Source organism: Bacillus sp. 2175 (assembly GCF_057812155.1).
Window position 1 is genome coordinate 3028116 of sequence record NZ_CM173819.1, and the last position, 25871, is coordinate 3053986.

Genomic DNA, 25871 nt, shown 5'->3' on the forward strand with positions numbered 1-25871 from the left:
TTCATTTACATTAATAGCCTTTTAAATAAAAAAACTGAAAGAGGATTAATCCACCTTCCAGTTTCTTCTTTCATTATTCTATCGGCCCCATAAATTGAGTAATTAAATAAACATGCTCGATAAGTTTGACTTTTTGTAAGTTTTCTACTTTTTCTGGTCCACCTAGTGCAAGTAAAGGTGTGTAACCAAAACATTCATCTATTTCAAGCTTTCCGTATTTATTTAATGCCTGCTGATAATGCTTCCAATCCAATACTTTCTCTAAAAAATAATCATCTTTCGTATTTTTAAAGAAAAACTTGAATTTTCCAGCTACTACATCTACCGTACCTTTTCGATACTTAAGTAATAATAAATAGTTATTTTCCCACACAAGAATATCTCCCATACCTGTTGTAAAAATTGGGATAGCTTCTTCATAACGGATATAACTTTCCTTTAATATATCTAAATATTTTTCTGGGTTTATTGCTCTTAAGTATCCATTTAACATACTCCCAAACCCATAGCATTTCCATAAATCTATTATTTGATCTGGAACTTTCCCTGTATACTTTTCAATAACCTCTGTTGATGGTTTTTCGAAAGATATAAAATCATTTATATTTTCCATAGTATCCCCCTACTCCGATTTCAATCTAACATTAAGATATGTCAATTTTTTTTCTTCCTCTGATAAGGTGTCAGCAACTCGTCTAATTTCCTTATCCACATTACCAATCCTGCTTTTCCACTGCGAACCTATTGATGAATTAATTCTAGAATCACCCATGCCAGTTATTTTTAATGGATTTCCACCCGCAATTTGATCTGGGTCATGTAATGCAGCTTTATCCTTTATCCGCTTTAAAGCTTGCTCTTCTGCTTCCCTAAATGAAAAACCTTCTTCCATAAATTCATCAATTTTATCTTGCACAGCTTGTTTTCGTGTTAATCTTTGAGCTGAATTTGCTTGTTTTGATCTCCCATATTTTAAAAATTGGTTCCGATTCTAAATAAACTCATAAACTGTCAATTTTCCCAGTCCATCTTCTTGGTTTTTTAATTGTCGTATAAACTCATCTTCATTATGTTTCCGATTACGTTTAAATTCGATTCCAATTTCGTCAGTACGCGAGCTATTATTACCCACTCCGCTAGTTTTATTACTTCCTTCTAATTTACTATGCCCATGAGCAAGTTGATAAGCGTCATCCTTAGTTACCGTACTTGCCTTTGAAAACTTTCCAGTTACTTCTCCAACAGTTGAAGGAAGCTTCACTCCTATTCCAGTATCCACCATCCTAACCGTTACTGGAATAGGAGTATTTTTCATAGCATCTAGTGCATTCTTTAAAGTCTTATTTTCCCTAGGCGATTGTACCACATTATTTCTACGCTAAAACACAAAAAAGCACTTGTTGCCTCAAATAGACAATCAAGTGCTTTAAGTTTCATCTGTTTTTAAGCAGCATAAATTTGTAAGTTTTGTAGTAACAGTATGACACCGTTTATATGTGGTAACAAGTACTAAGTTAAAACTTACGAGTTTGTACGAGTTCGTTAGTTTAACTACTTTCTTTCGTTGAACTACTAAAAGAAAATTTCTATTTTCAATAAAACTACATTCTCGAACTGTAATCAATTGTAAATACCTTTTTATCATCTGATCCTTGAATTCAAATAAAAAGTTTTTAATAGAAATAAAAAAGCGCTTGTTGTCTTTCGTAGACAATCAAGTGCTTTAAGTTTCATCTGTTTTTAAGCAGCATAAATTTGTAAGTTTTGTAGTAACAGTATGAAACTTTTTATACTTCATAACAAATACTCTCTAAAAACTTACGAGTTTGTACGAGTTCGTTAATTTAATATACATTCCATGCGTTTATATTCATCCCACAGTAAAATGTCATCTCGCCTAAGCTCGTACTTCTTTTTCTATTCTATCCTTGCACGTAATACTCTATTTAAAGCAGTTACATAAAAACCTTGATAAGTATTCAACTTATCAAGGTTTTAGCTCTATAACTTATAATTTTCCCATAGTTTTTTTCTCATTATATGTGTCTCTAAATCTGCTAATCTAACAGGTATGGGTAACCGACTTTCTTTATTAATAAGCCTCATGACAATTTCAGTACTTGTCTCTAAATCAATCCAGTTACCACATGAAATAAAAATGGGTTTTACACTTTTGGTTGTTCTTAAAGCTCGACCATATATTTCATTATTAATGATAATATCCGTATACGATCCCTCTTGATTTTCAGGCATAGTAAAATCTACACCTTTAATCTTTAAATAACTTTTCGCTACACCAATTGTTGGTTTATTTAAATAGAAAGAAGCATGTGTTGCAATACCCATGTGTCGATAATGCAAATAACCATTCCCATCAAACATATAGATATCTGGTTGCTTAGTTAGTTTTTTTGCTGCAGCTTTAATTAAAGGCAACTCACGAAAAGCAAGAAAACCTGAAATATACGGAATTGTTATTTCTCCATAACTGTACACTTTTTCAACAACTTCATGTGTACTAAAATCAATGACTACAATACAGCATGTACCATACGTTTTACCATTTAATTCCCAATACGCTAAATCTACTCCTGCAACAAATCGTATTTCTTCTAATTCAAAGGTATTTCTAAGTTGTACTTTTGGTAAGAATGCACGCTGCTCATTTTTAAATTCCTCTATTAAAGGTTTTAATTTAGAATTATCCATTGCAATCACAGCGTAAATTTTTTTCAATAAATAGTAAATTCTCTTTGGCTGATTCAAGATTTTGTTTTTTTATATATTCTTGTTGATCCCACTCAGCGCAACATAAACATATCGCCGCATTTAAATTTCTCTTCATATTTCCCTCTCCACTTTCATACCAAATTTAGTGCATACCTCCTGTATGTCTTCTAACCATACTTCATTTAATGAATTACAACTCAACATTTCAACTGATTTTGTATAGTATTTACTTTATTATACTTTTGGCTCCCTACTGAATTTTTTAGCATATAATAAATCTGATTCACTTGGTTCTGTTTTTTGTTCTATAATATTCCCTTGTTCATCATACTTTTTAAAAGTCATCTCACGTCCGGCAATACATTCAGACTCATACTTTTTAGCCCTGTTTTCAAAGAATTCAACCTGGTAGCCTTCTGCCGAGTTTTTATTCATATTTCCTATCCTTTTTATATTACCACTCGGATAAAATTCCACATATTTTCCTTGTTTAACACCATTTTCTACGTAGAAATAACTTTCTATATTCCCATTTTCATAAATATCGTAAGCTAATCCAGTAAATAATTTTTCTTTTCCATCATCAGTATACTCTACTATTCCTAAATCATAAGGCCCTCCGTATTCTAAGTACTCCTCAAACTCTAGGCCGTTCTGTATTATATATTCCTTCGTTAATATATCATTTAACATTTTTTGAAACCTCCGTGATTATTTCAAATTCATCTGTAAGATAAGCACAATGAGGACACCTTAGAAACATCATTCCAGCTGGTTTTGTTCTATTTTGACCCGTACGAATTACATTGATAACAAAATTATCCAAACCAGCACTTGGATTAGCCTTTAATGCTTTATTCAAGGCAATTACTTCAGCGTGTGAACCTGCACCTTTTGTAAATGTATATGAATCAATAACTTCTTGTGGCATAGAATCATATCTTGACTTTATTAAAGGATGGAAATCGGGCAATATTCCATCGTAGTCATTTATCGCATAATAAATTTTACCAGTTGTTTTATCATACACTCCAGCAAAGGCTGGACCAATTTTTTTCTTACTTATCCCCGTATCCTTTAACTTTTGCAATTCCTTAAGTGTTTCGCCGCGTAAGTTAATCCTATAATTCAATTCTTTCGAAGTAAATTTTCCATATTTATTACGTAAATAATCTATTCGACTATTACCCGTACCCTTAGCTACACTACCTTCCTTACTAACTCCTGAACCACCACTACCCTTAGCAAGTTGATAAGCGTCATCCTTAGCTGCCGTACTTACCTTTGAAAACTTTCCAGCTACTTCTCCAACAGTTGAAGATTCTATATAAGGAAGCCTCATTCCTATTCCAGTATCCACCATCCTAACTGCTACTGGAATAGGAGTATTTTTCATAGCATCTAGTGCATTTTTTAAAGTCTTATTTTCCTTAAGCGATTGTACCACATTTCCACCCAAATTTGGATTAAAACCAGGCATTCCTTCTTTGAATTTTAATAATTTGGCTAAATCAGCTAATTCACTCGTCCCTTTGAATGCTTTTACTCCTTTTCCTACTGCTCCAACAACTGGGATTGCATCTAATCCGCCAAAAATGATGTTTCCTACCCGCTCTTCTTGGCTCAATTTCCTATGTGTTCCCCAGTCTTCTCCGTCGATACCGCTTTTTATTTGTACACCTCCGTATACTACTGCGGCAGCGGCCCCGAGTGGTGGACAAAGGATTGTTGTGATGATGATTCCTACTCCTATTCCTATGTCTCGCACCATTTCTAGTTTTTTCTGTTCATCTTCTATCGATTTGTATTCAAATCCTCGTGTGGATGGGACTACTTTCTTGTATTCTTCATAATTTAATTTTGCATCTGGATTTTGTTTTTTTAGTTCTTTGTATTCTGCCCTAAGTACGTTATCAAATGCAGGTGAATCTCTAAAAATATCTTCTACTGTTATTTTATCTTTCTTCTTCTGTATTGTTTGTGGTACACTTCCGTAGCCTGCATGCGCACCTGGTAATACTGTCGTTGTTGTAGAGCCAATTCGGTTATTTGTTTCAAAACTGAGAATAGATGTATCTCTCATTTTTTGAGCGAATTTATCCATTTCTACTAAAAAAGGTTTATCTATATGTTCAGATACTAATCGCCCTGCTTCTCCGCAATATTTTTGTAATGTCGAATAGCTATCAAGTAATTCCCCGATTTTTTGCGATTGATCTTTAGGATTAAAATGTATACTACCATCCGAGTCTAAATCTCGTATTCTTCCATCAATTCTTTTTAATGATTCATTTGCTTCCCGTAATTTTATGAGTGCATCTTTTGTAATTCGATTCATACCATCCCCCATGTTTTGCCATGGTTCAGGTCTATATTTCACATCCATCTCGTTTTCATCCCCCCAGCCGTATGGTGATTTCTACAACTTACTTAATATTTCACGTAATTGTTCGTCCTTTTCAAGCATTTCTACACATACATTTCCTACAACTGTCGCTGACCTAGAATAGTGTTCAGCCAATTCTAGTGTTTTGTGTAATATATCAGGATATTTTTCAATTACTCTCATCGCTTCACCTTTTTGATAAAAATTACAGCTTAATAAACTCTCAATATTCGTTCCAATGACGTCTACATGGATTTTATATATATTTTCTAACTTCATTACTATATCAAGTAGTTCTTGAAAATTAACTAATACTTCTTCTCCACCACCAGAACCACTATCTCCCATTGATACTTGCATTATTGAATACCTCCTAACGAGAATTGTCTCGGGTCAATTAACTTTTTATATGGCATTTTTAACACGTCATACAATTTCTTATTAACCGCATAGAGGCTCACCCAGTCATATCGATTACGATCTACATCTATTTGAACGAAATCTTCTCCTTCAGTAAAATATAAGAAACATTCCCATTTTCCTCCTCTATTACTTCGAGGCCTCGTATACGTTTCTATCGCTATAACGTCTTTATTTGATAAATCTTTTTCCTCAAATGTTTGTTGTTCTGCCTCTGTCATTCTCTTTGAGAAAAATGTATCTTCTATTTCCCTCGGTTCTCTCAATAAGAAAGGAATGCGTGTTAATAATGAAAAATATACGTCCGGTTTTGGTATGTAGTCGATCTCGTATTTTTTATTTGGTTCTATTTCTGTTAATACAGCCACTCGGTCTTTATCCTCTTTTAAAAAGCCAATTAATACATTATTCATTCTCGTGTATTCATGACAATTTTCATATTCCTTTAATAGTTCAATTATTTGAAAAGCTGCAGGGGTAATTCCATTTTCACTTGTAAGTAGGCCTTTTTCTTTTAAACTCGTAGTTGCTTTCGTGACACATTCTGCATCAAGTAAAATAATTGCGTCACGGTTTGGCAATCCAAATATATCGGTAACCCCAGCTGCACCTGCGAGAACATATAATTCAGCAGGTGCAAAACTCATTTCTTTCCCCATTCTTTTATCCCTCGTTTCTCCATCACAGTTGTTTTATCTCCCTTACTTCCGATTTATCTCCGTACGTTTGAATGCTTTTATCTAACTCTTTCAAAGCTTTCGTATGTCCTTCAAATGCCTCTACCATTTCTGAATTATATTGAATGATCAAATCAAGATAACTTAAAAATGCATCTCTCGTTTTTCCATTCCATTTCGCACCTGTGACATATGCTTTTAAGTCTTTCGCTTGGTTTAAAGAATCCTTCATACCATTTTCAATGTTTTGTGCGTAAGAAATGGCACTTGCAGTGTTACTTCCTATAATTTCAACCTCTTTACCACTCATGTTGGTTCCCTCCATTCTTTGTATGGTTAATGGATAAGTTTTTCAAATTCCTTTTTCTTTTCTTCAAAAGCCTTGGTCGCTGCAGCGTATGCTGACGCTTTCTCCGATTCTGCTTTCGCTTTATATTCCAAATACTTTGCATAAGCTGTACTTTTTGCAGATCCAACATCGCTTAATGCACTTTTAAAATAGGATACTAATGTATGTAATTCTTCATCCTTTTCATGACGTTTTTGTTCAAATTCAACTGCCGGAATTTTATTAGCTTCTAAACCATTACTTTTACTCTCATAATCTCTCTTCGCTGATTCAGCATCTTGAATGAATTGCTTTAACTCTCTTTCTTTATCTTTTAAATAATCATGTAAATCATCATACCGATCTCGTTTCCTCGCACTTTCTGTAAAACCAGACGCATTTAAAAAAGCATTGTACAATTCATCTAACATCTTTCTCCCCCTTTAGCACAATAACTATGTAGTTAAATTCGTATATTTAAACATGAATATTCATTACATTAAGAATTAACAAATAATTATTTTTACATATTGCTATTTTATCAAAGGGATTTTAACATTTCCATATTTTATGAATGGCTTTCGCATTTTTCTTCAATAAAGTGAAACTTTAATCAATATGACTATGTATTTATGTGCAGAAATAATAAAAAACACTGCCAAGCGCAGTGTTTTTTATTATTACCTTTTATCCAATTCATTCGTATTAAATCCTTGCTTGAGAGTAAGACCAGTTCTTTCTTATTTCATAAACAACTATTTCTGGATAATCCCAATGAAGCGTACGAGTAGGCTCCCGGACTCGTTTTACTATTCCTTGGGCTGTTTTATTTCTATATTCATTCCAATATTTTGGCTCAGTCGCTCTTAAAAGAACAATAGAAAAAGGATCTGATATGAATATCAGATCCTTAACTTTAATTTCTTAATACATACATCTTTTTACACGATAACTGGTTCATACGTGCTCAAATTATCATACTCAGTTTTTACAATACTAGGCGGAAGGTTAACACATCCTCAGATTCACCTTTTCTTGTAGCAGTGCATAATGTTTAATAAAATTAAAGCATATTTTTACTTACCAGACTTAATTTTTTCGTTATATTCTTCTAAAGTTAACCCTTTTTCTTTTAGATAAACAGCAACTTCTTTCCCTACATAACGATAGTGCCATGGCTCATACTTAATGCCAGTAATATTCTCTTTATCTTTTGGATAGCGGAGAGTAAATCCATATTCTGCAGCGTTCTTATCTAACCATTTGAATGCATCGGTAGTTTCAAATTTTGCATTTAAATCTTCTACAGTATTTTGCCATTCAACTGAAATAATGTCTAACGCTAATCCAGTATGATGTTCACTTGCACCAGGATACTGAAGATATTCCAATGCCTTAGCACTAGCCTCTTTATCCGACAAGCCTTGAGATTTATAGCTTTTAACTGAAGCATCATAATAAGTTTGTTGTAATTTTATAGCTCGATAACCTGATCTTAAATAAAGATTGATTCCCTCTTTTTTTGCAGCTGCTACCATATCCTGATAGGAAGTTGCAATTCTACTATCTATTTTCATATTTGGCTTCGCATTTTGAGTGATACTTGTTAATTCAATTCCTAGTTCCTTTGATAACATATGCTCTCTATTTACAAGGATAATTCTCCAATCATTAACATCAGAGATAGGTAAAACATCTTTTTTCTTCGCATGTATTTCATTTTTATTTTTATCGTTATTATTAGTAGTTGCCTGAGATGTTTGCTTTCCACTACAAGCAGCAAGACTCCACCCCATTGCTAATACCAATGCTAAAATTATAAATTTTTTAATTGTATCTCATTCCCTTTTTGTTTATTAGTCTTTATACCAATTTCCCAACACGTCTCTAGGAATCTCCTTGAAATCCTTCAAAGAAACGGGACCGACAAATTTTTTAATTCCATGTTTTTTAGAATTTTCATCCGAATAATCTTTTAAAAATTGAATTTTAAATTGTTTCTTACCATCGGCATAGTCGGTTACTGTCGGTACGATTGCCGCTTGTCGTATACCAAAAGTTTTATCTTCATACTTAACAAATTGTACATAAGATAATCCTCCAACTAATGTTTCTAATTTTTCTTGCGCAGAAATAAGATTTCCAAGAGAATAATAGATTAGCGTTTCATGTCCATCTTTATTTTGTTTCCACTCAATTGGTTGAATTACATGTGGATGATTTCCAATTACTACATCTACACCTAAATCTGTTAAATATTGAGCAACTTCTTTTTGTTGCTTTGAAGGTGTTGAGGTATATTCTACTCCCCAATGCACCATAACAATCACCATATCAGAGCTACTCTTTGCCTTTTCCACATCATTTTGTATCGCTTTTTTATCAATTAAATTTAAAGCCCAAGACTTATCAGCTGGAATTTTAATTCCATTCGTACCATATGTATAATTTAGTAACGCAAAACGAATACCATTTTTTGTAATCGTTTTTATTTCATTACGCTCGTTTTTACTCTCATTAATACCTACCGGGATAACATCCGGATATTTCTTCCAGTATTCTCTTGTATTCGCAACACCTTTAATACCCATATCCATAGCGTGATTTGTCGCTTGCGTCACTATATTGAATCCAGTGTCCACTAAAGATTGGCCTACTTCTTCAGGTGTATTGAAAGTCGGATATCCCTGTACTTTTAAATTATTTCCGGCAATCGGAGTCTCCTGGTTCACTATAGCAAGATCACTTGATTTAACAGCTTTTTTGATATTTTCATAAATATAATTATAATCATATGAACCGTCTTTTTGTTTGCCATCTTTAATTACTGCGTCATGATATAAATTATCACCCGTAGCTATTAAATTCACAACCGATTGTACTTTTTTATCTTCCGTAAAATTAGGAGACTGTTGGATAGGACTTTTCTCTACCCAATTTGGTGCTTTTAATGATGTATCTATATTGGATTCAGCCGGTGGTAATGAAGCTTTAGACGTCTTAACATCTGTATTACCACAAGCGGTTAAAAGCACTAAAAAAATAAGACATACTAAAAAAAACTTTTTACTTCTCTGTAAAGTATCTAACATGTGATCCTCTTTTCTGTTTTATTCCTTATAACCAGTTCTAACAAATCATTCTTTAAAACAACGTATTTTGGTTTTACCCTTAATTATGGAAGGACACTCTGTTACACCTGCTTCGGAATATACTAATAATTGTTTTCCGCTTTCTAGCAATCTATCGATTCCATCAGAAGTGATAGGTTACTAGAAAAAGATGATCCATCAGGATGTCGACTAGTTTGATATACCTATTCCAATTGCAATAACTCGTTTAATATTTAAACAAGATAGGAGAATCGTTCATATAGCCTCTTCTCTCGCTTTATGTTTAAAGTGCCTCCAAAAAAGGGATCGTTGCTGTACCCCTTTACATAGTACGAAATTTTTGTAACTAATTTCTTTCATTCAAGCGACAAACATTATACCGATAACAATAAGTAAGACCCAAGAACTTATTTTACCAATATACGAAAAAAGTAGCAATCTTTTGTCCCATATAAAGAAGCCCATTAGGAGAAATGAACGAGAGATTCATTCTATTCAATTCCTGCATTGATTAATAAAAAAACAAGCCACCCAACTATTGGATGGCTCTATACTATAAAGAGAATTTGTTATTGGATTACTTCAATTTCCCTTCAAAAACAATCTTCCTACCGCACGGTTCAACTACTGTTTTGCCGTCTTTTTTTACTTCATGAAAGATTGGCTCTTCCATACGACGAGACGGAGCGTAGCCTTCTTGTTCCATACGTGCTAAGCAGTCTGTAATTGTTTCATTTTCAAGTACTTCAAATTTCTTTTTATTAGGTTGTTTTGTCATGCCCTAACCTACTTTCTATTTTTCTTGATGCAAATTGATTTTTCATGTAGACCATATATAACATTGCGAGAATTCCCATTATAATCATAACCGCAATAAAAAAGCTTGTATACTGTATTTTTTCTATAAATACGCCGCCTAATACAGGTCCCATAATACTTCCTAAACTAAAAGCGATTCCGGATAATATATTACCTGCCGGTAGTAAATGTCTCGGTAATAAATCAGTCATAAATCCAAGCCCTAAAGAGAAGCACGATCCAATAACCATACCCGCTAAAAGCATGCAGGCAAAGACGATCCAGTAATATTGATCAAATACGGCGGCAAGTAGAAAAATGCCCGTACTTATGCTAAACGTCCACGTTAATATACGGTCCCTTCCGTATTTATCACTCAATATACCGAGCGGAATTTGTGTAATAATACCCCCAACTGCAAATGCTGGTAATAAGAAGGATACATCTGAAACAGACCACCCTTTACGAAGTGCGTATACTGGTAAGTTACTGTTTAACATTGCTTCAAGTACGCCATATGCAAGTGGTCCTAGCAGTGCAATCCATCCTAATCCAACAACTTGTTTATAACGAGAAAATGATGATTCACTCTTCACTTCTCTTTCATCTTGCGCTGGGAATGCATTTTTTGTTGGAAGTAGTAAAAGCCAACCTATTAAACAAAGTAAAGTAGATATAATAAATGGCGTTGCAAGACCGTACTGCACAGTGCTTGCTAAATACGGGCCAACGGCAAAACCAATTCCGAAGAATACACCGTATATCGATACTTGTCTCCCTATTTTACTTGGGTCTGATGTTGTCGTGATCCACGTTTGTGTTCCGACATGAAGCATATGATCTCCGACTCCAACTAGAAATCTAAGGATAAACCATACCCAAAACGAAAATGTTTGTGTAAAAAAGAATAATGAAATAATAACGAGAAACCCACCTATAACAATAATCGGCTTCATTCCAAACCTTTGCATCGGTTTTTCAAGAAACGGCGAAATGACTAATATCCCAATGTACAATGCCGTCGCATGAATACCATTAATACTTGAACTAACCCCTTCTTGTTCAAAAATCATTGCAATGGCCGGTAAGAGCATTCCTTGTGATAAACCCGAGATTGCTACAATCCCAACCATAATCCAAAAAGTAAAACGCATTGACATCCCTTTCCCTCTCCTTCTCACGCTTCCACTTTTCATTATAAACTGTTTCTGCAAATGCGTGTACGAATATTCGCAATAAAAAACAAGCTAAAAGAATGAATCTTTTAGCTTGTTACCTTATCCTTCCCAAACTTGTGCTTTCACATTGTTATGAAATTGCTTAAAGTATGGATGTTTATAAAAAGCAGTTTCATATAAGTATTGCTGTGCGTTAGCGATTGGTGGCTGCGGATATTGCATTTGTAAAGGAACTACAGCTGGCGAAACTTGCATATACAGCGGTTTTATCATCATTTTTGTATATGCGTAATGATTATATGGCGAATAAGCGATGAAAAATGGTTGATGCATTGATAATCTCCCCTTTAACATACAAATGTTATAGTATATGCAATACTGTTCATTTCGGGGATTATTTCTGTTCTAACCAATTCTCTACATGTTTTATAAATACATCTAAACAATCAATAAACGGCGAGTGTCCGCAATCTTCTAATACCTTCAACTCTGCATTTTGCAAATGTTTCGCTAATTCCTCACCGACTACTTGCGGAACGACATAATCTCTATCGCCTTGTATGACGAGTGTTGGCGCTTTAATACGATGAATTTGCTTACTTCCCTCTACAACCCCATTATATTCATCTGAAATATTAAATGTAATGAGCGCATAATTCACATCTACGAAATTACGTTGCGTTAACATATCATCTAAATACTTTTCATAACGGTCCGGTTCAGGTTGGTTATGCGTATATATTAATAGATTCCATACTGTACGGTAATATAGTTTGTTCATATTTTTTATCGCGTCTAATACTGGAGCGATTTGTACTGGATCTTGTGCAATTTCTTCTTTCGTCTTTACTAAACTTGATACAATCGGCTGCCCATTCGTATCTTTTTTAAAGATTGGGTAACCTTTCATTCCTACTGATTCTACTAAAATTAACTTTTCTACAAAAGTTGGGTGGTTCGCTGTAAATTGCATCGCAACGCCACCGCCCATTGACCAGCCCATTAATGAGAATTTCTCTAGCTTTAACTCGTCGATAAATAATTTTACATCTTCTGCAAAGTCTTGTAATGAATCTATCGATTGATTATACGTTGATTGTCCAAACCCTCTTAAATCAAGAGCGTAAATATGGTATTGATCTTGCAACTTTTCAATAACTAAATCCCAATGTTGTGACGATGTCATGTTCCCGTGAATGAGTACAAGAATATCTGTATTTCGCCTTCCAACTTCCTGATATGCAATCGTTTCTCCGTTCGATAGTGAAACAAACTCCATTGTTGCAGGCTTAATCATCACAAGTTCCCCCATTCTATTTAATAGAAAGAAAATTCTTTACTTAATTAAAGAATAGCACGTAGAATGTACGTTCGCAACATAAAACCTATAAGAATTTTTTACATAAATCAACATGTCTATTACTAGACAATTATTATAAAAAAGTATATAGTTAGCTAGGTAACTAATTTGAAAGGATCAAAATACATGGACGAAAAACAACATTTTTTTCACATCGTCAGCCAGACTTCTCGAAAGTTTACGAAGAAATTTAATGAACGTGTATCTCCAACAGGGTTATTTAGTGCGCAATGGGCTGTTATTTTCCGCATTAATCAAACTGGTTCTTGTACGCAAACAGAATTGTGCCAGTATTTAAATGTTGAATCACCAACGATGACTCGTACGTTAACACGTATGGAAACGATGGGATGGATTATTCGTACAGAAGGTAAAGATCGCCGTGAGAAGCTCATTTCTTTATCCGAAACAGCGATAAAGATGATTCCAATATGGCAAGAAGAAGTTGATACTTTCGAAGAAAAAACGCTAGAAGGTATTAACGAAGATGATTTACATCAAGCATTTCAAGTGTTACAACAAATTATTAAAAATTTAGATTAAATTGGAGGGATGACGATGCAAAGTGAGAAACTTTGGACGAAGGATTTCCTCGGAACTTGTTTTAGTAGTCTATTTCTCTTCTTAACATTTTACATGCTTATGACTACTCTACCTGTCTATGTAATAGACGGCCTAAAAGGAAAACCTGAGGAAATTGGTTTAGTTGCAACTGTGTTTCTTATTTCTTCTGTTTTATGTAGACCATTCACAGGAAAATGGCTCGATGATTTAGGAAGAAAGAAAATATTATTTATTTCACTTTCATTATTTTTAGCCGCTACTGTTATGTATTTCGGTGCGCAAAGTTTATTCTTATTACTTGCCCTTCGCTTCTTACACGGTATTGGGTTCGGGATGGCAACGACAGCTACTGGTACGATCGTAACTGATGTTGCGCCAGCTCATCGACGAGGCGAAGCACTTGCATATTTCGGCGTATTTATGAGTCTGCCGATGGTAATTGGTCCTTTTTTAGGTTTAACAATTATTTCTCATTTTTCGTTTACTGTGTTATTTATCGTTTGTTCCGTATTTTCATTACTTGCATTTTTATTAGGACTACTTGTAGATATTCCACACGAAGCACCTGTTAGCAAACAAAAACGTGAAAAAATGAAATGGAAAGACTTAATCGAACCATCTTCTATTCCAATTGCACTTACAGGATTTGTTTTAGCCTTTTCTTATAGTGGTATTTTATCCTTTATTCCTATTTATGCGAAAGAACTCGGTTTAAGTGAAATTGCAAGTTACTTCTTTATTTTATACGCACTTGTTGTTGTCATTTCTCGTCCATTTACAGGAAAGATTTTTGATCGCTTCGGTGAAAATGTACTCGTTTACCCTGCTATCATTATTTTCACAATCGGAATGTTCATATTAAGCCAAGCACAAACTTCATTTTGGTTCCTTGGCGCAGGTATGCTAATCGGTTTAGGTTACGGAACATTAATTCCGAGTTTCCAAACGATTGCGATTTCTGCCGCTCCAAACCATAGACGTGGTTCTGCGACAGCTACGTATTTCTCATTCTTTGATAGTGGTATTGGCTTTGGTTCTTTCATTTTAGGTATTGTCGCAGCGAAATCCAGTTATCATAATATGTATTTTATCGCAGCTATTATCGTTGCGTTCACTTTACTTTTATATTATGGATTACACGGACGAAAACAAAAATTCAAGAAACAACCTACAGACGGAAAAATTTCCGCTTAACGTTAATAAGGAAAGTAAACTTCCCCGTTTACTTTCCTTATTTTGTATTTCTTTCAAGACGAGCGTATACTTATAGTAGAAATAAAAAGGAGGGCCATATATGAAACTAAAAAAATCTCCCCTACTCTTACTTATACTAACATTCATATTTGTAATTACAGGGCTTGGGTTTACTTACTTCAAACAAAATAAAACGACCCCATCAAAACATAATGTGACAAAAGAAAACTGGTTAAATGACCCTTACTTACGTTGGTCATATACCCATATGAAAGAATTCACTTTAGTTAATAACGTAAAAAACAATCCTGACCAAATTGCTCACTTCCCTTCCGCATTGCAAAACTTAGACGATTTTGCTGTGGAGCGTAGATTCGGAAATACAACTCCTCTAAAAAAACTTTTAGACGATAACAAAACAGATGCTTTTGTCGTTGTACATAATGGACAACTTGTTTATGAACGATATTTCAATGGGTATAAACAGAATGAACCTCATGGTATGGCATCATTAGCAAAAGTCTTTACCGGGGCGATTATACAATCTCTCGCTGAAGAAAAACGTATTGACTTAGAAAAAACAGCTGACACTTACATAAAAGAATTAAAAAACACACCGTTCGGTAATGCCACACTTCAGCAATTAATGGACATGCAAGTGTCAGCTGAATATCCTACTCATGGATATGAGCAGCCTGGGCTAGAAAATCAAGATGCACAATTATATTTAGCTAGCAATATTTTACCCCGCGGCAAAAATTACGACGGTCCGATGAAAATTTATGATATGTTACGAGAAGCCGAAGAAACTGCACCGCCTGGTTCTTCCTTTTCTTACAATAACGGATCAACAGAAACGCTCGCTTGGATTATTAGAACTATTACTGGTAAATCACTAGCTGAAAATGTAAGTGAACGAATTTGGTCTCAAATTGGTATGGAAGAAAACGCGTATTACGTTACAGATGAAACAAAAGTAGAACAAGCTAGTGCTGGATTAAATGCAACTGCTAGAGATATGGCGAGATTCGGGCAATTACTATTAAACAACGGGGAATATAACGGAAAACAAATTCTCCCTTCTTCTATTACAGAAAGTGTAAAAAATGTACAAGAAGGTGAACTTGAAATTAGTAGTGGCGCTTCTATTTCTTATCATAATCAATGGTGGATTCCCCACAATGAACAAGGTGCTTTCGAAGTGTTAGGTAGTTACGGACAAACACTTTACATCGATCCGAAAGCAAATATGGTAATCGCCCACTTCTCTTCTAACGCAACGCCAAGTAATGAAATACATTCGGTTTATTCAAATATGTATATTGATATTGCACATTATTTAGAAAAGCTTCCACAGTAGTGGAAGCTTTTTCTTGTTGGGACATTTTATTTATACTCCTACATATTAGAAGATACTGAAAGAATAACTGCTTAAAACACGCCTATCAAAATTTATATAAGCAGTTTACATGTTTAATTAAGTGTTTAACTAATACATCCACACCTTTTGGAGAATTCGTTAAAACACTTCCCTTACAAAGATTGTCTGTTCATATTGGTCGAAAATTTCTTCTATAGATGAAAATAAAGTTTCTTCCGGGATGATGAACTTTATTTTTTGACCATTTTTTAACATAAAGGAAATTGTTCCATTATCATTAAAACCTGTATGAAACGTTCCTCGTTTATTTAATACTACCTCTTCAATTGTATTTATTTCAATTGAAAAGTTATTCTTTAATTGCAAGAGTTCATGTACATCGCCAGTATGTATTTTTGTATCTATTTCAGTTTCTAAGTTTAATTGTTTTTTCTCAATTTTTTTGAACCAGAACAAAAACAATAGCTCTGAAATACCAGGTAATTGTTTTTTATAAGCATATCGACTATGAAACTGTCCGCCAATCTTTATAAAATATATACAGTCACCTGTAATAAAAACTTTATAATACATATCTGCCGTAAACATTTTAGGCTTTAAAAGATAAAAACTTTTGATCATAATTCCCCCATCAATTTTAAATGTATTTGTATAAACATTTTTAGCTAGATTTGTGCTAAAACATATTTCTCATGTAATACAACACTATTGTATTGAATCTCCTCTCCCTTTGCAACAGTTGCTTTGAAGCCAGCTAGTAACCTTTCTGTATACTATCCCTATAAGTGCTACCCCATTTCCAACCGTTTTCTTCTAGTATATTAAAAGCAGAATCTGATACAAGGCTCTATATCAACCTATCAATAAATTATCACCCTATAAATATCTGAATTTTCTTTATATTAGAGGTTATCTCCTAAACAACCTCGAATAATTGTACTACATATACATAAGGAGGGTGATCTATTTTGTTTCGTTCCTTTACAAATGGTTGCGTCGCCTTAGTGCAACGCTTCTTGCCAGAACCGTTTATTTTATCATGTTTACTAACTGTTTTTGTTATCTTCTTTGGTATGTTTGCGACTCACCAAACCCCTGTAGAAATGATTAATCACTGGGGTAATGGAATTTGGGGACTCCTCGCCTTTTCTATGCAAATGGCACTTGTACTCGTGACTGGATCTGCTTTAGCAAATGCTCCTCTTATTAAAAAGGGATTAACGAAAGCTGCCAGACTACCAAAAACGAATGGACAAGGCATTATTGCCATTTCAATTGTAAGTTTACTTGGTGCATACATAAACTGGGGCTTTGGAATTGTTGTATCTGTTTTATACGCAAAAGAAGTGGCAAGGCAGCTGGACGGATTAGATTATAGACTAGCAATCGCCTCTTCTTACTCTGGGTTTCTCATTTGGCATGCCGGTCTTTCTGCCTCTATCCCTCTTACGTTAGCAACAGGCGGTGAAACGTTAATTAAAACGACTGCTGGAAGTATTAAAGAGGCGATTCCAATAACAGAAACGTTATTCTCACCATACGCTCTCGTTCCAGTTATTATTTTTCTCGTTACGATGCCTCTCATTAATAAAGCGATGCATCCAGATGAAAAACATACGATTACAGTAGATCCTAGCGTGTTCCATGAAGAAGCTGCTGCTCAAGAAGTAGAAAAAAATACGTTCGCTGAAAAGATGGAAAATAGCATTATTATTACACTTTGCGTTGGATTGTTAGGTCTCATTTATATTTTCAATTACTTTTATACGAAAGGTTTTAACCTTACTCTCGATATCGTGATTTTTATGTTATTAATTGCAGGTCTTATTTTCCACCGTACTCCGATTCAGTATATTCGCGCTTTTTCAGACTCTACGAAAAGTGCTTCTGGCATTTTACTTCAATTTCCGTTTTACGCAGGAATTATGGGCATGATGATTGGAGCAAATAGTGAAGGACTTTCACTTGGAGGAGCTATTTCTAATTTCTTTATTAGCATTTCAAATGAAACGACTTTTCCGCTCTTTACATTTTTAAGTGCTGGCATTGTTAACATTTTCGTTCCATCTGGCGGCGGTCAATGGGCTGTGCAAGCACCAATTATGATTCCAGCTGGCGCTGAACTTGGTGTACCTGCTGCAAAAACAGCAATGGCAATTGCATGGGGCGATGCTTGGACGAATTTAATTCAACCTTTCTGGGCATTACCAGCATTAGCGATAGCTGGTTTAGGTGCTCGTGACATTATGGGATTTTGTGTTGTGAACTTACTATATGCGGGTTTTATCATTAGTCTATGCTTCTTATTTATTTAAACGAAAAGCTAGTTTTATACTAGCTTTTTTACATAATAAATCACTTATTTCCCATGCAATTTATAATCTTCTCCCACTCTATCTCCGTAAGATGTAATGACTCAAATGCAAAAAAATCTTCGCAAATTTTTCCGATTAAGTGTGGATGTTCACTCAAAAAATTCCACTGTAACGCTTTAGGAAGAAAATATGTTTCATATTCTTTACTTCCCCGTACTATCTCATCTACTTCTCTTTCACAAATTCCTCTTATTAAATAATCATTTCTTAACTCTATTTGAATTTGCTGAAATGTTTCGCTACATTTTTTCAATTGAAGTAAACGCGTAACATACTTCCGAAAAAGTTCGCCATCATACTGAACACAGTTTATAATACAGTCAACTTCATTCATAATGTACGAGCCTTTTCTTCTATTTGTAATAACCATTTTTCACGCTTTGATACTTTACTCTTTTTCACAGATTGAAACACTGACCGTTTTATATTGCGAATGCCACAAAAACGTAAAACACCTCTCTTCATCATAATCCAATCTGCTGATCGATATAACAATGCGACGTACCATAGGGGCGAGTCTAACTTATTAATAACCCATGCTTTTTTCCCTTGCAATAATCCTTTCGGCAGAGCCCCTTCATATTTATAAGCAAATCCAGCTACGAAAATACGATCGATAAATCCTTTTAAAATTGCTGGCATCCCCCACCACCATATTGGATAGATGAATAAAAGTGTATCTACTTCTTCTACTAACGTTCTGTACCGAGCTGTTTCTTCTTCATTTACTAAATCACGTCTTTTCTTCTCTTCATTAAATACGAGGACTAGATCAAATTGTTCTTTGTATAAATCAAGCAGCGTAACTGAATGATTTGTTTCCGGTAGTCCTTTTTGCACATGATTTAAAATCGCCGCGTTAAAACTTGAAGGATTAGGATGAGCGTATACAATTAGTACGTTCACTACATAACAACTCCCTCTATACGTTAAAGTTTCCCCTTCTTTAACATCTTCTCTACAATCTGTACGTTTTTCGAACTTTGCAATAATCGATTCAATAATATAAGTAATTCTTCTTTTTCTAAATCTCTCAGTTTCTCTTTAACTGCACTCTCACCAGCACCTTGAATATCATAAACAACTGCCGCCATATGCTTACAAAGATTCTCATATGGACATTTGCAGCTACTTTCTGAAAAATCTTCGAGATCGATAACTACTTCATAATTTCCTGCATTTCCAGTAACGAAAGCAAACACTTTTTTATCATGTATTTCAACATCTTCTACATGTCCATCTTCATAATATTCATATCCCTTATCTACAATGTACTTTGGGATCCATTTCGTTATATCTTTTAATAAGTAAGCGTACATAATTGTACCCCTTCCTTTAATTCCCTTTTGACTTCAAAAATCCTGTATGTTATTCTAATAACTGTCAAATAGCAAGTCTATATGACAAAACGACTGACACCTATTCGGCGAAGGTGTCTCTTTTCATTTGCAGCCGATATGAATTGCCTCTTTCAGGCACATTCAATTTTTGACACTACACACTCAACACCATTCCCTGTATCAGGCTGCTTTAGCAGTCTTTTACTCTACATACTCCGTTATTTTAAGAAAAAAAGAGAGCTTAGCTCCCTTTTCTCGCCTTATACAATACCCCTTTTTCAGCATAGAGATATTCATCAGCTAATGTAATTTTCCCATCCAGTTTTAGTTCGTCTAATAATCTTGATAAATAAAATTGATGCAACATCTTTTTCGTGAATTTTCCTTCATGATGCGAAACGATATGTTCTTGAATATCTAACAATGATATCGGCTTATCTTGCTCTATCATATATTCATAAACTGTACTACGCAGTTTTACGTATTTTTCGAGTGTCACAGTAATGCGCAACCCCTTTCTTCTTAATATAAATTTTCGTAATCGGTTTTTTTGCAATAAAAAAACCTCTCCGATAAGAAGAAGTTACGTATATATCTTCGTCTTATCTCCCAGAACAAATATGTTCTGCTGGAATTAGCACCTGCATCGCGGTTGCTGGGTTTCATCGGGCCAGTCCCTCCACCTCTCTGGATAAGAAAATATTCACTTAATTCTTACTATACGTAATTCCACTTTAATTGTCAAATAAATATAACAAATTATATTTTCTTCCTTACTGTTCATACTACCCATATACGAACACGCAAGGAGGATTATGAAATGCATCAAAATGCTCGCGGATATGTACAAGATTCTTTTCAATCATTACAAGAAGCTAAAAATTGTTTAGAAGAAGCGCTCGAAACAGTTGAAAAAGATTTTAATCGCGCTCGTATTGAACAATCACTTTATGCTGTTGAACAAGCTATTCAACGTTGCGAGTACACCGTTCACATTTTAGAAAAAGATTAAAAACTTCCCATCAATTGATGGGAAGTTTTTTCAAATGGCATACTTCATAATTATTGCCGTTATAATTAAAAAATATACAGAATTAGCAATTTCTAAAATTCCTACTTTTATAATAGAAATTTTTTTGCCATACAACACAATTGCTCGAATGGCACTTGGTATAAAAATAAGAGAACACCAGGGATTAATCACAAATATGATTATCGTTAATACGATATGATATCCCCAAGATATAAGACGATACTTCGGGTTATTTTTTTCACGAATCATCGTTTTCACATAGAACGTACTACCTAAAAAGTATAAAAATGAAATAAGTGCAATGAATATAGCTGTATGACCGATTTGCTTCATTGAAAAGTAATAACTAATTAATCCACCGATACAAAACACAATAATCGCACAAATATCATTTAATAGTGCTCTTTCATTTTTTTGACGAGCGTAATACATATTCACTATAAATAATGGAATCATTACTATTACGAATAAAAGAATTCGCCACTCATATAATAAAGAAATCATCCCAAATAGGAACGCAATACTGAAATAAACAATGGCAGCTTGTAAAAACTCTTTTTTTCGTCTTTGCTTTATGTACGTAAGAAATGGATACGTGGCTAAATAGATAAAAAACCACGCTAAAAACAATGGAATATGATAAATAGTAGGTTTCCCAAGTATGACACTTAATAAAAAAGGAATAACAAGCATAGCCCATGCACCATGTTGCTTCGGAATAACTAACTTCATTAACTATACACCTCCCTTTTGAAAAAAGTTCTCACCTACCATTATACAAATAATTTTATATAATAACGGATGTATATTAAATCGATTTTTTGACAAAAAAATGCTCCTTACAGTATGTAAGAAGCATGAAAGAGGCAAACGAATATGTAAGTCGCGACCCTACCTTATATGAGTATGCTTTTCTATGTCACGTTATGCTCATCTAATATACCGTATTTCTTTTTAAATCTTGTAAGAATCGTAATCCATGAAGTACTAAATAGTAATAAGAAAATAACATTCGAAATCGCATGGCTCAAATCAAAGTAAAAACTTGCGATATAATACGAAATGACAGTTTCCCATGTTGCTTCTCGTATAAAACCGAGAAGACCCCAGAAATTCATAATCCAGCCAAATAAAAAGCCAACAATTACTCCGTAAAGAAGTCTTCCCCATAGCTTTTTCATAAAAAATGTATTACGAAGTAAACCTGCTATAAAACCAATCATGCCCCATGAAAACATTTGCCACGGTGTCCATGGACCTTGTCCTAAAAAAATATTAGATACGATTGCTGCTGTAGCACCAATCATAAAACCAGTTTCACTACCAAATACAATTGCAGAAACGATAATGACAAAAGAAGTTGGTTGTACACTTGGTAAAATAGAAAATGGCACCCGGCTTACTGCTGCAATTGCCGCTAATACAGCAACGAGAACAATTTCACGTGAAACAAACGCCTTTCTTTCAAAACGGATATAGAAAGGTAACATAATAACCGCTAATATAAACAAACTACTTAACATGTAATAACCGTCCATGACAAGTGTCGTAAGGAGTAATGTGCCGATTATTACTGCAAAGATACATATTATGAATGCAACATATCTTTTGGACAAGCTTCGTACACATCCTCCCACGTTAATGCATATGGCAATTCTTTTCGAATGAATCGGTTAATAGATGTTGTATAAAAGAAGTTGCCGCTAAAAAATTCTTTCGGTGCATCATTCATAATGACTGTTCCATCAAATAACATCATACATTGATCAACGTATTTCGCTGCAAACTCAATATCATGCGTTGCCATTACAATTGTTGTACCTTCTTTTTGTAGCTTCCTAAATAGCTCTCCTACTCTTTCTTTCTTCCATGGATCTAATCCCTTTGTCGGTTCATCAAGTAATAATAAAGTCGGCTTTGATAATAACGTTGTACATAATGCAAGAAGTTGTTGCTCTCCCCCGCTACAATCGTGCGGATGGCGTTCTTTAAGCGAGTACAACCAAAACTGTTTTAGCGTATCTTCTGCTATTTCTTTTCCTTGTTCTCCATATAATTCACGCGCACGTTCATAAACCTCGTCCCATACTGTATCAAATGTAAAATGGTAATACGGATGCTGCGATACATACCCAATACTTTTAAAACGTTCTTTCGAATCAATTTTATGTATTACTTTTCCGTTCCACTTTACTTTCCCTCTTCTCGCTTTTTGTAATCCTGCTAAAATCGTTAACAGTGTAGACTTACCTGTACCATTCTTCCCAACGAGTGCTACCCATTTTCCTTTTTCAATCGAAACTGATAAATCACGTAAAATAAGCGGACTATTTTTTTCATATTGGAACGAAATATGCTCTGCGCTTAAAATTACCTCTTGCTTTTCACTTTGTGCTATTGGCTCATTTACATATGATATCGCTGCAAAATCATTCATTTTCATTTGCGCCTCTCGCACTGTAAACGGAATATCTCTCACATTCCACTCTAAAAATAGCCTTGGAATTTGCGGAATAAATGGACGGAATGTTTCTACTCCCCACATATCCGTAATAACAATTTTAGGACTACCATCATACATAATACGGCCATTATCCATACAAACAACGCGTGTTGCAAGCGGGATAACTTCATCTAAACGATGTTCACTTAAAATAATCGTAATTCCAAGTTCTTCATTAATCCGTTTTAATAATCCTAAAAACTCTTTTGCAGCGATTGGATCTAACTGCGCTGTCGGTTCATCTAATAATAGCAATTTCGGCTGCATAACTAATACCGCAGCTAAATTAACAAGTTGCTTTTGCCCACCAGATAACGTGTGAACAGATTGATGCAATAAATCTTGAAATCCTAAAAAGCTAATAAGCTCTGCTATTCTTTTTTGAATAATATGTGATGATAATCCGATATTTTCTAAAGAAAATGCTAATTCTTGAATTACTGTATCCATAACGATCTGATTTTCTGGGTTTTGAAATACCATCCCAATTTCTTGGGCAGATAACAAATCAGCTACTTCCTCTATTAAAACACCCTCATAAAATATCTCTCCAGAACGCGTACCAATTGGAAGTAACTCCTTTTTAAAATGTTTTAATAAAGTCGTCTTCCCAGATCCCGATCCTCCAGCAAGTGCAATAAACTCACCTTTTTGAACAGAAAGAGAAATATGCTGTAACGCTTTTTCATTTTCATCAGCATATACAAATGATAAATTGTTTATTTCTGCATGCGCCACCATATCCATTCTCTCCCTTCCATTATGATTGGTAAACTAATAAACATCGTAAATACGACAAACATCATCCCATCGTATTGCTGAAATAGAATCGATTCGACTTTCGGATAAATAATCAATTTCCCCCCGCCATAATTACTACATATAATAGCAGCTATAAATAAAATGATTAAATAACTGAGCGTATACCAATCGCGCCTTTCCATTCTATAGCGAATATACGTCGTACGCTTCGTTACACCAAATCCACGAGCTTGCATAGAATCTGCCGTTTGCAGTGCATCTTCTAATGAACAAATTAATAATACTTGCAGCAATTGCATACCATTTTTGACGCGTTCAATTATCGAACCTGAATCTACCTGCACACCTTTCGTCTTTTGAACGAGTGTGATTTTCTTTAATCGCCTTATAAACAAAGGAACAAATCTCACTGTAATCATCGTTAACAATGCAACTTTCGGTGAAATTCTTGAAAACAAATATAAAAATTTATGACTGGAAATAATATCATTGTATGACGCAAACGTAAACATAACTGCAACTAGTAATAACCCCATTACTATGCCAAACATAATCGCCTCAAGCTTAATACGGCTATCACCTAACCAAAATAACGTAGTTCGACCTCTATGCGTTAATAACGAATTAAATAAAATTACCATAAAGAAGAAAACAATTGTGCTCGGTAGCATCTTTCTTATCTTTTCGCTATTTCCTTGCATCACATTTAACATAATAATTAATACTATTGCTCCAATTAAAAAAAGAGGATGAAGACACATCATACATAGTATCATCACCCCGATATAATAGAAAAAATTCACAAAAGGATGTAAAGAAGAAAAACTTATTTTCATAGCCCTTTACCGAATGCCTTTCTTATTGTAATACGTATACCCACTCAATTGTATCTCCTGGTTTTACCGTAGCTACACCAGCACTATGGTTTGGAAAAGCACCGTTCACACGATATTTCCATCCACTAGTATCCGCAATATCTTTTTCATATAAATCATTAATACCTTTTACATAAATACTATCTCTAGATCCGCTTGCATCAACATCTAATCCTGTACGTTGCAATACTTTATACACAGTATCGCCATCTTGTACATCCATCTTTTTCGCACCCATTATATATCCGTTATTTCCTTTTACTGAGATTGTTACTTGTTTTGCTTGCGGTTTCGGTACTGGTACTGGATCTGGTTTTGGTGGTTCAGGTTTTGGTACTGCCGGAGTCGGTATCGTTTTCTCCGCTTTATTCGGATCTTCTTTTTGCTCCTGCTTCGGTGTTTCTTTCGGCTGATTCACAACCTTTGCTTCTTCTTTTACTTCTGGTGCTTTCGGTTGTTGTTTCTCTTCTTGTACTTGTTGCTGCTCTGGTTGCTTATTTACAGCAGGTTGCTCTTTCGGTTGTTCCTGTTGTTTCTCTTCTTTCTTTACCTCTGGTTGTGCCTGCGGCTTTTCCTCTTTCGGCTTCTCTTCTACTTTTTGTTCTTGTTTCTCTTTCTGTTCTTCTTGCTGCTTTTGCTCTGATTCAGCTTGCTTTTCTTTTGTTTTTTCTTCCGGCTTCGCTTCATCTTTTTGTTCTTTTTGTTTCGCTACCTCTTCTTGCTTCGGTTCTACCTTCTTCTCAGGCTTTACAGCTGCCTCTTCACATCCGGCAAGTAGCCCGAGCGAAAGCAGTAAAGAAATAAACCATTTCACCTTACTCATCCTATCTCTCACCTTTCATACGAAAATTAGG

Annotated in this window: 30 protein-coding genes, 1 pseudogene and 1 riboswitch; of the genes and pseudogenes, 5 read left to right on the plus strand and 26 right to left on the minus strand. The window is 34.5% G+C overall.

Annotated elements, in window-relative coordinates:
• Positions 1–73: 73 nt before the first annotated feature.
• From ACXKY9_RS15760 to phaZ, 16 genes and pseudogenes are all read right to left on the minus strand, one after another.
• Complete coding sequence (locus ACXKY9_RS15760) at positions 74–613, minus strand: T6SS immunity protein Tdi1 domain-containing protein (RefSeq protein WP_000427866.1); 540 nt, start codon at positions 611–613, stop codon at positions 74–76.
• A gap of 9 nt (positions 614–622) precedes the next feature.
• Positions 623–1369 (minus strand): annotated as a pseudogene (locus ACXKY9_RS15765) (polymorphic toxin type 15 domain-containing protein); the annotation flags it as partial.
• Between the two features lie 632 nt (positions 1370–2001).
• Positions 2002–2709 carry an endonuclease V gene (locus ACXKY9_RS15770; RefSeq protein WP_015382421.1) on the minus strand — a complete coding sequence of 236 codons (708 nt, stop codon included), beginning with the start codon at positions 2707–2709 and terminating at the stop codon, positions 2002–2004.
• The gene (locus ACXKY9_RS15775; RefSeq protein ID WP_000828061.1) at positions 2702–2845 is read right to left on the minus strand and encodes a hypothetical protein; all 144 of its coding nucleotides are present in this window, start codon (positions 2843–2845) and stop codon (positions 2702–2704) included. The genes ACXKY9_RS15770 and ACXKY9_RS15775 overlap by 8 nt, the downstream gene beginning before the upstream one ends.
• A 119-nt stretch (positions 2846–2964) precedes the next feature.
• Positions 2965–3423: a toxin-antitoxin system YwqK family antitoxin gene (locus ACXKY9_RS15780; RefSeq protein ID WP_000930862.1), complete on the minus strand. Its 459-nt coding sequence runs from the start codon at positions 3421–3423 to the stop codon at positions 2965–2967.
• The gene (locus ACXKY9_RS15785) at positions 3413–5116 is read right to left on the minus strand and encodes a YwqJ-related putative deaminase (RefSeq protein WP_000382723.1); all 1704 of its coding nucleotides are present in this window, start codon (positions 5114–5116) and stop codon (positions 3413–3415) included. The genes ACXKY9_RS15780 and ACXKY9_RS15785 overlap by 11 nt, the downstream gene beginning before the upstream one ends.
• 33 nt (positions 5117–5149) lie before the next feature.
• Entirely contained in the window at positions 5150–5476 is a 327-nt protein-coding gene (locus tag ACXKY9_RS15790; protein ID WP_001198203.1) for a hypothetical protein, read from the minus strand.
• Positions 5476–6195, minus strand: coding sequence for a DUF5081 family protein (locus tag ACXKY9_RS15795; RefSeq protein WP_000514121.1), 720 nt, complete (start codon positions 6193–6195; stop codon positions 5476–5478). Before ACXKY9_RS15795 ends, ACXKY9_RS15790 begins: the two co-directional genes overlap by 1 nt.
• A gap of 22 nt (positions 6196–6217) precedes the next feature.
• On the minus strand, positions 6218–6523 hold the full coding sequence (locus ACXKY9_RS15800; RefSeq protein ID WP_000014537.1) for a WXG100 family type VII secretion target: 306 nt from the start codon (positions 6521–6523) through the stop codon (positions 6218–6220).
• A 26-nt stretch (positions 6524–6549) separates the two neighbouring features.
• Positions 6550–6972: a hypothetical protein gene (locus ACXKY9_RS15805; protein WP_000883455.1), complete on the minus strand. Its 423-nt coding sequence runs from the start codon at positions 6970–6972 to the stop codon at positions 6550–6552.
• A gap of 645 nt (positions 6973–7617) precedes the next feature.
• Positions 7618–8349, minus strand: a complete 732-nt coding sequence (locus ACXKY9_RS15810; RefSeq protein ID WP_000241986.1) for a M15 family metallopeptidase — start codon at positions 8347–8349, stop codon at positions 7618–7620.
• A 48-nt stretch (positions 8350–8397) separates the two neighbouring features.
• Positions 8398–9633 carry a CapA family protein gene (locus ACXKY9_RS15815; RefSeq protein WP_000887606.1) on the minus strand — a complete coding sequence of 412 codons (1236 nt, stop codon included), beginning with the start codon at positions 9631–9633 and terminating at the stop codon, positions 8398–8400.
• 598 nt (positions 9634–10231) lie between these two features.
• The gene (locus ACXKY9_RS15820) at positions 10232–10432 is read right to left on the minus strand and encodes an NETI motif-containing protein (protein ID WP_000166303.1); all 201 of its coding nucleotides are present in this window, start codon (positions 10430–10432) and stop codon (positions 10232–10234) included.
• Positions 10416–11612, minus strand: coding sequence for an MFS transporter (locus ACXKY9_RS15825; RefSeq protein WP_000062802.1), 1197 nt, complete (start codon positions 11610–11612; stop codon positions 10416–10418). Before ACXKY9_RS15825 ends, ACXKY9_RS15820 begins: the two co-directional genes overlap by 17 nt.
• A 117-nt stretch (positions 11613–11729) precedes the next feature.
• The gene (locus tag ACXKY9_RS15830; RefSeq protein WP_000554159.1) at positions 11730–11963 is read right to left on the minus strand and encodes a hypothetical protein; all 234 of its coding nucleotides are present in this window, start codon (positions 11961–11963) and stop codon (positions 11730–11732) included.
• A 61-nt stretch (positions 11964–12024) separates the two neighbouring features.
• Positions 12025–12927: an intracellular short-chain-length polyhydroxyalkanoate depolymerase gene (phaZ, locus tag ACXKY9_RS15835; RefSeq protein WP_000594883.1), complete on the minus strand. Its 903-nt coding sequence runs from the start codon at positions 12925–12927 to the stop codon at positions 12025–12027.
• Positions 12928–13116: 189 nt separating this feature from the next.
• On the opposite strand from phaZ, the gene ACXKY9_RS15840 reads away from it, so the two are divergent.
• From ACXKY9_RS15840 to ACXKY9_RS15850, 3 genes are all read left to right on the plus strand, one after another.
• Positions 13117–13533 carry a MarR family winged helix-turn-helix transcriptional regulator gene (locus tag ACXKY9_RS15840; protein WP_000343675.1) on the plus strand — a complete coding sequence of 139 codons (417 nt, stop codon included), beginning with the start codon at positions 13117–13119 and terminating at the stop codon, positions 13531–13533.
• Between the two features lie 15 nt (positions 13534–13548).
• A complete protein-coding gene (locus ACXKY9_RS15845) occupies positions 13549–14748 on the plus strand; it encodes an MFS transporter (protein WP_001190318.1) in 1200 nt (399 codons plus the stop codon).
• 100 nt (positions 14749–14848) lie between these two features.
• Entirely contained in the window at positions 14849–16108 is a 1260-nt protein-coding gene (locus tag ACXKY9_RS15850; protein ID WP_000768752.1) for a serine hydrolase domain-containing protein, read from the plus strand.
• A 159-nt stretch (positions 16109–16267) separates the two neighbouring features.
• On the opposite strand, the gene ACXKY9_RS15855 is transcribed toward ACXKY9_RS15850, so the two are convergent.
• Complete coding sequence (locus ACXKY9_RS15855; protein WP_000597313.1) at positions 16268–16750, minus strand: hypothetical protein; 483 nt, start codon at positions 16748–16750, stop codon at positions 16268–16270.
• 347 nt (positions 16751–17097) lie between these two features.
• Between ACXKY9_RS15855 and ACXKY9_RS15860 the strand changes: the two genes are divergently transcribed.
• Entirely contained in the window at positions 17098–18444 is a 1347-nt protein-coding gene (locus tag ACXKY9_RS15860; RefSeq protein ID WP_000490013.1) for a short-chain fatty acid transporter, read from the plus strand.
• A 40-nt stretch (positions 18445–18484) separates the two neighbouring features.
• Here the strand turns inward: ACXKY9_RS15860 and ACXKY9_RS15865 are convergent, their stop codons facing one another.
• The 4 genes from ACXKY9_RS15865 to ACXKY9_RS15880 form a co-directional block, all read right to left on the minus strand.
• Positions 18485–18838 carry a hypothetical protein gene (locus ACXKY9_RS15865; RefSeq protein ID WP_001006460.1) on the minus strand — a complete coding sequence of 118 codons (354 nt, stop codon included), beginning with the start codon at positions 18836–18838 and terminating at the stop codon, positions 18485–18487.
• Positions 18835–19410 carry an NAD(P)H-dependent oxidoreductase gene (locus ACXKY9_RS15870; protein ID WP_001101651.1) on the minus strand — a complete coding sequence of 192 codons (576 nt, stop codon included), beginning with the start codon at positions 19408–19410 and terminating at the stop codon, positions 18835–18837. Before ACXKY9_RS15870 ends, ACXKY9_RS15865 begins: the two co-directional genes overlap by 4 nt.
• 23 nt (positions 19411–19433) lie before the next feature.
• Complete coding sequence (locus ACXKY9_RS15875) at positions 19434–19823, minus strand: SWIM zinc finger family protein (protein WP_000271525.1); 390 nt, start codon at positions 19821–19823, stop codon at positions 19434–19436.
• 262 nt (positions 19824–20085) lie between these two features.
• Positions 20086–20343 carry a hypothetical protein gene (locus ACXKY9_RS15880; RefSeq protein WP_000171476.1) on the minus strand — a complete coding sequence of 86 codons (258 nt, stop codon included), beginning with the start codon at positions 20341–20343 and terminating at the stop codon, positions 20086–20088.
• Positions 20344–20443: 100 nt separating this feature from the next.
• Positions 20444–20542, minus strand: a riboswitch (SAM riboswitch).
• Positions 20543–20664: 122 nt separating this feature from the next.
• On the opposite strand from ACXKY9_RS15880, the gene ACXKY9_RS15885 reads away from it, so the two are divergent.
• A complete protein-coding gene (locus ACXKY9_RS15885; protein WP_000554032.1) occupies positions 20665–20856 on the plus strand; it encodes a hypothetical protein in 192 nt (63 codons plus the stop codon).
• 30 nt (positions 20857–20886) lie between these two features.
• On the opposite strand, the gene ACXKY9_RS15890 is transcribed toward ACXKY9_RS15885, so the two are convergent.
• The 5 genes from ACXKY9_RS15890 to ACXKY9_RS15910 all read right to left on the minus strand — a co-directional run bounded on the left by ACXKY9_RS15890 (position 20887) and on the right by ACXKY9_RS15910 (position 25840).
• Positions 20887–21609: a YwiC-like family protein gene (locus tag ACXKY9_RS15890; protein ID WP_000779981.1), complete on the minus strand. Its 723-nt coding sequence runs from the start codon at positions 21607–21609 to the stop codon at positions 20887–20889.
• Between the two features lie 182 nt (positions 21610–21791).
• Positions 21792–22493: an ECF transporter S component gene (locus tag ACXKY9_RS15895; protein ID WP_000044907.1), complete on the minus strand. Its 702-nt coding sequence runs from the start codon at positions 22491–22493 to the stop codon at positions 21792–21794.
• Positions 22466–24127 carry an ABC transporter ATP-binding protein gene (locus ACXKY9_RS15900; protein ID WP_023901390.1) on the minus strand — a complete coding sequence of 554 codons (1662 nt, stop codon included), beginning with the start codon at positions 24125–24127 and terminating at the stop codon, positions 22466–22468. Before ACXKY9_RS15900 ends, ACXKY9_RS15895 begins: the two co-directional genes overlap by 28 nt.
• Positions 24100–24978, minus strand: coding sequence for an energy-coupling factor transporter transmembrane component T (locus tag ACXKY9_RS15905; protein WP_002101120.1), 879 nt, complete (start codon positions 24976–24978; stop codon positions 24100–24102). The genes ACXKY9_RS15900 and ACXKY9_RS15905 overlap by 28 nt, the downstream gene beginning before the upstream one ends.
• A gap of 22 nt (positions 24979–25000) precedes the next feature.
• Positions 25001–25840 carry a DUF4430 domain-containing protein gene (locus ACXKY9_RS15910; protein WP_000048903.1) on the minus strand — a complete coding sequence of 280 codons (840 nt, stop codon included), beginning with the start codon at positions 25838–25840 and terminating at the stop codon, positions 25001–25003.
• Positions 25841–25871: the final 31 nt, after the last annotated feature.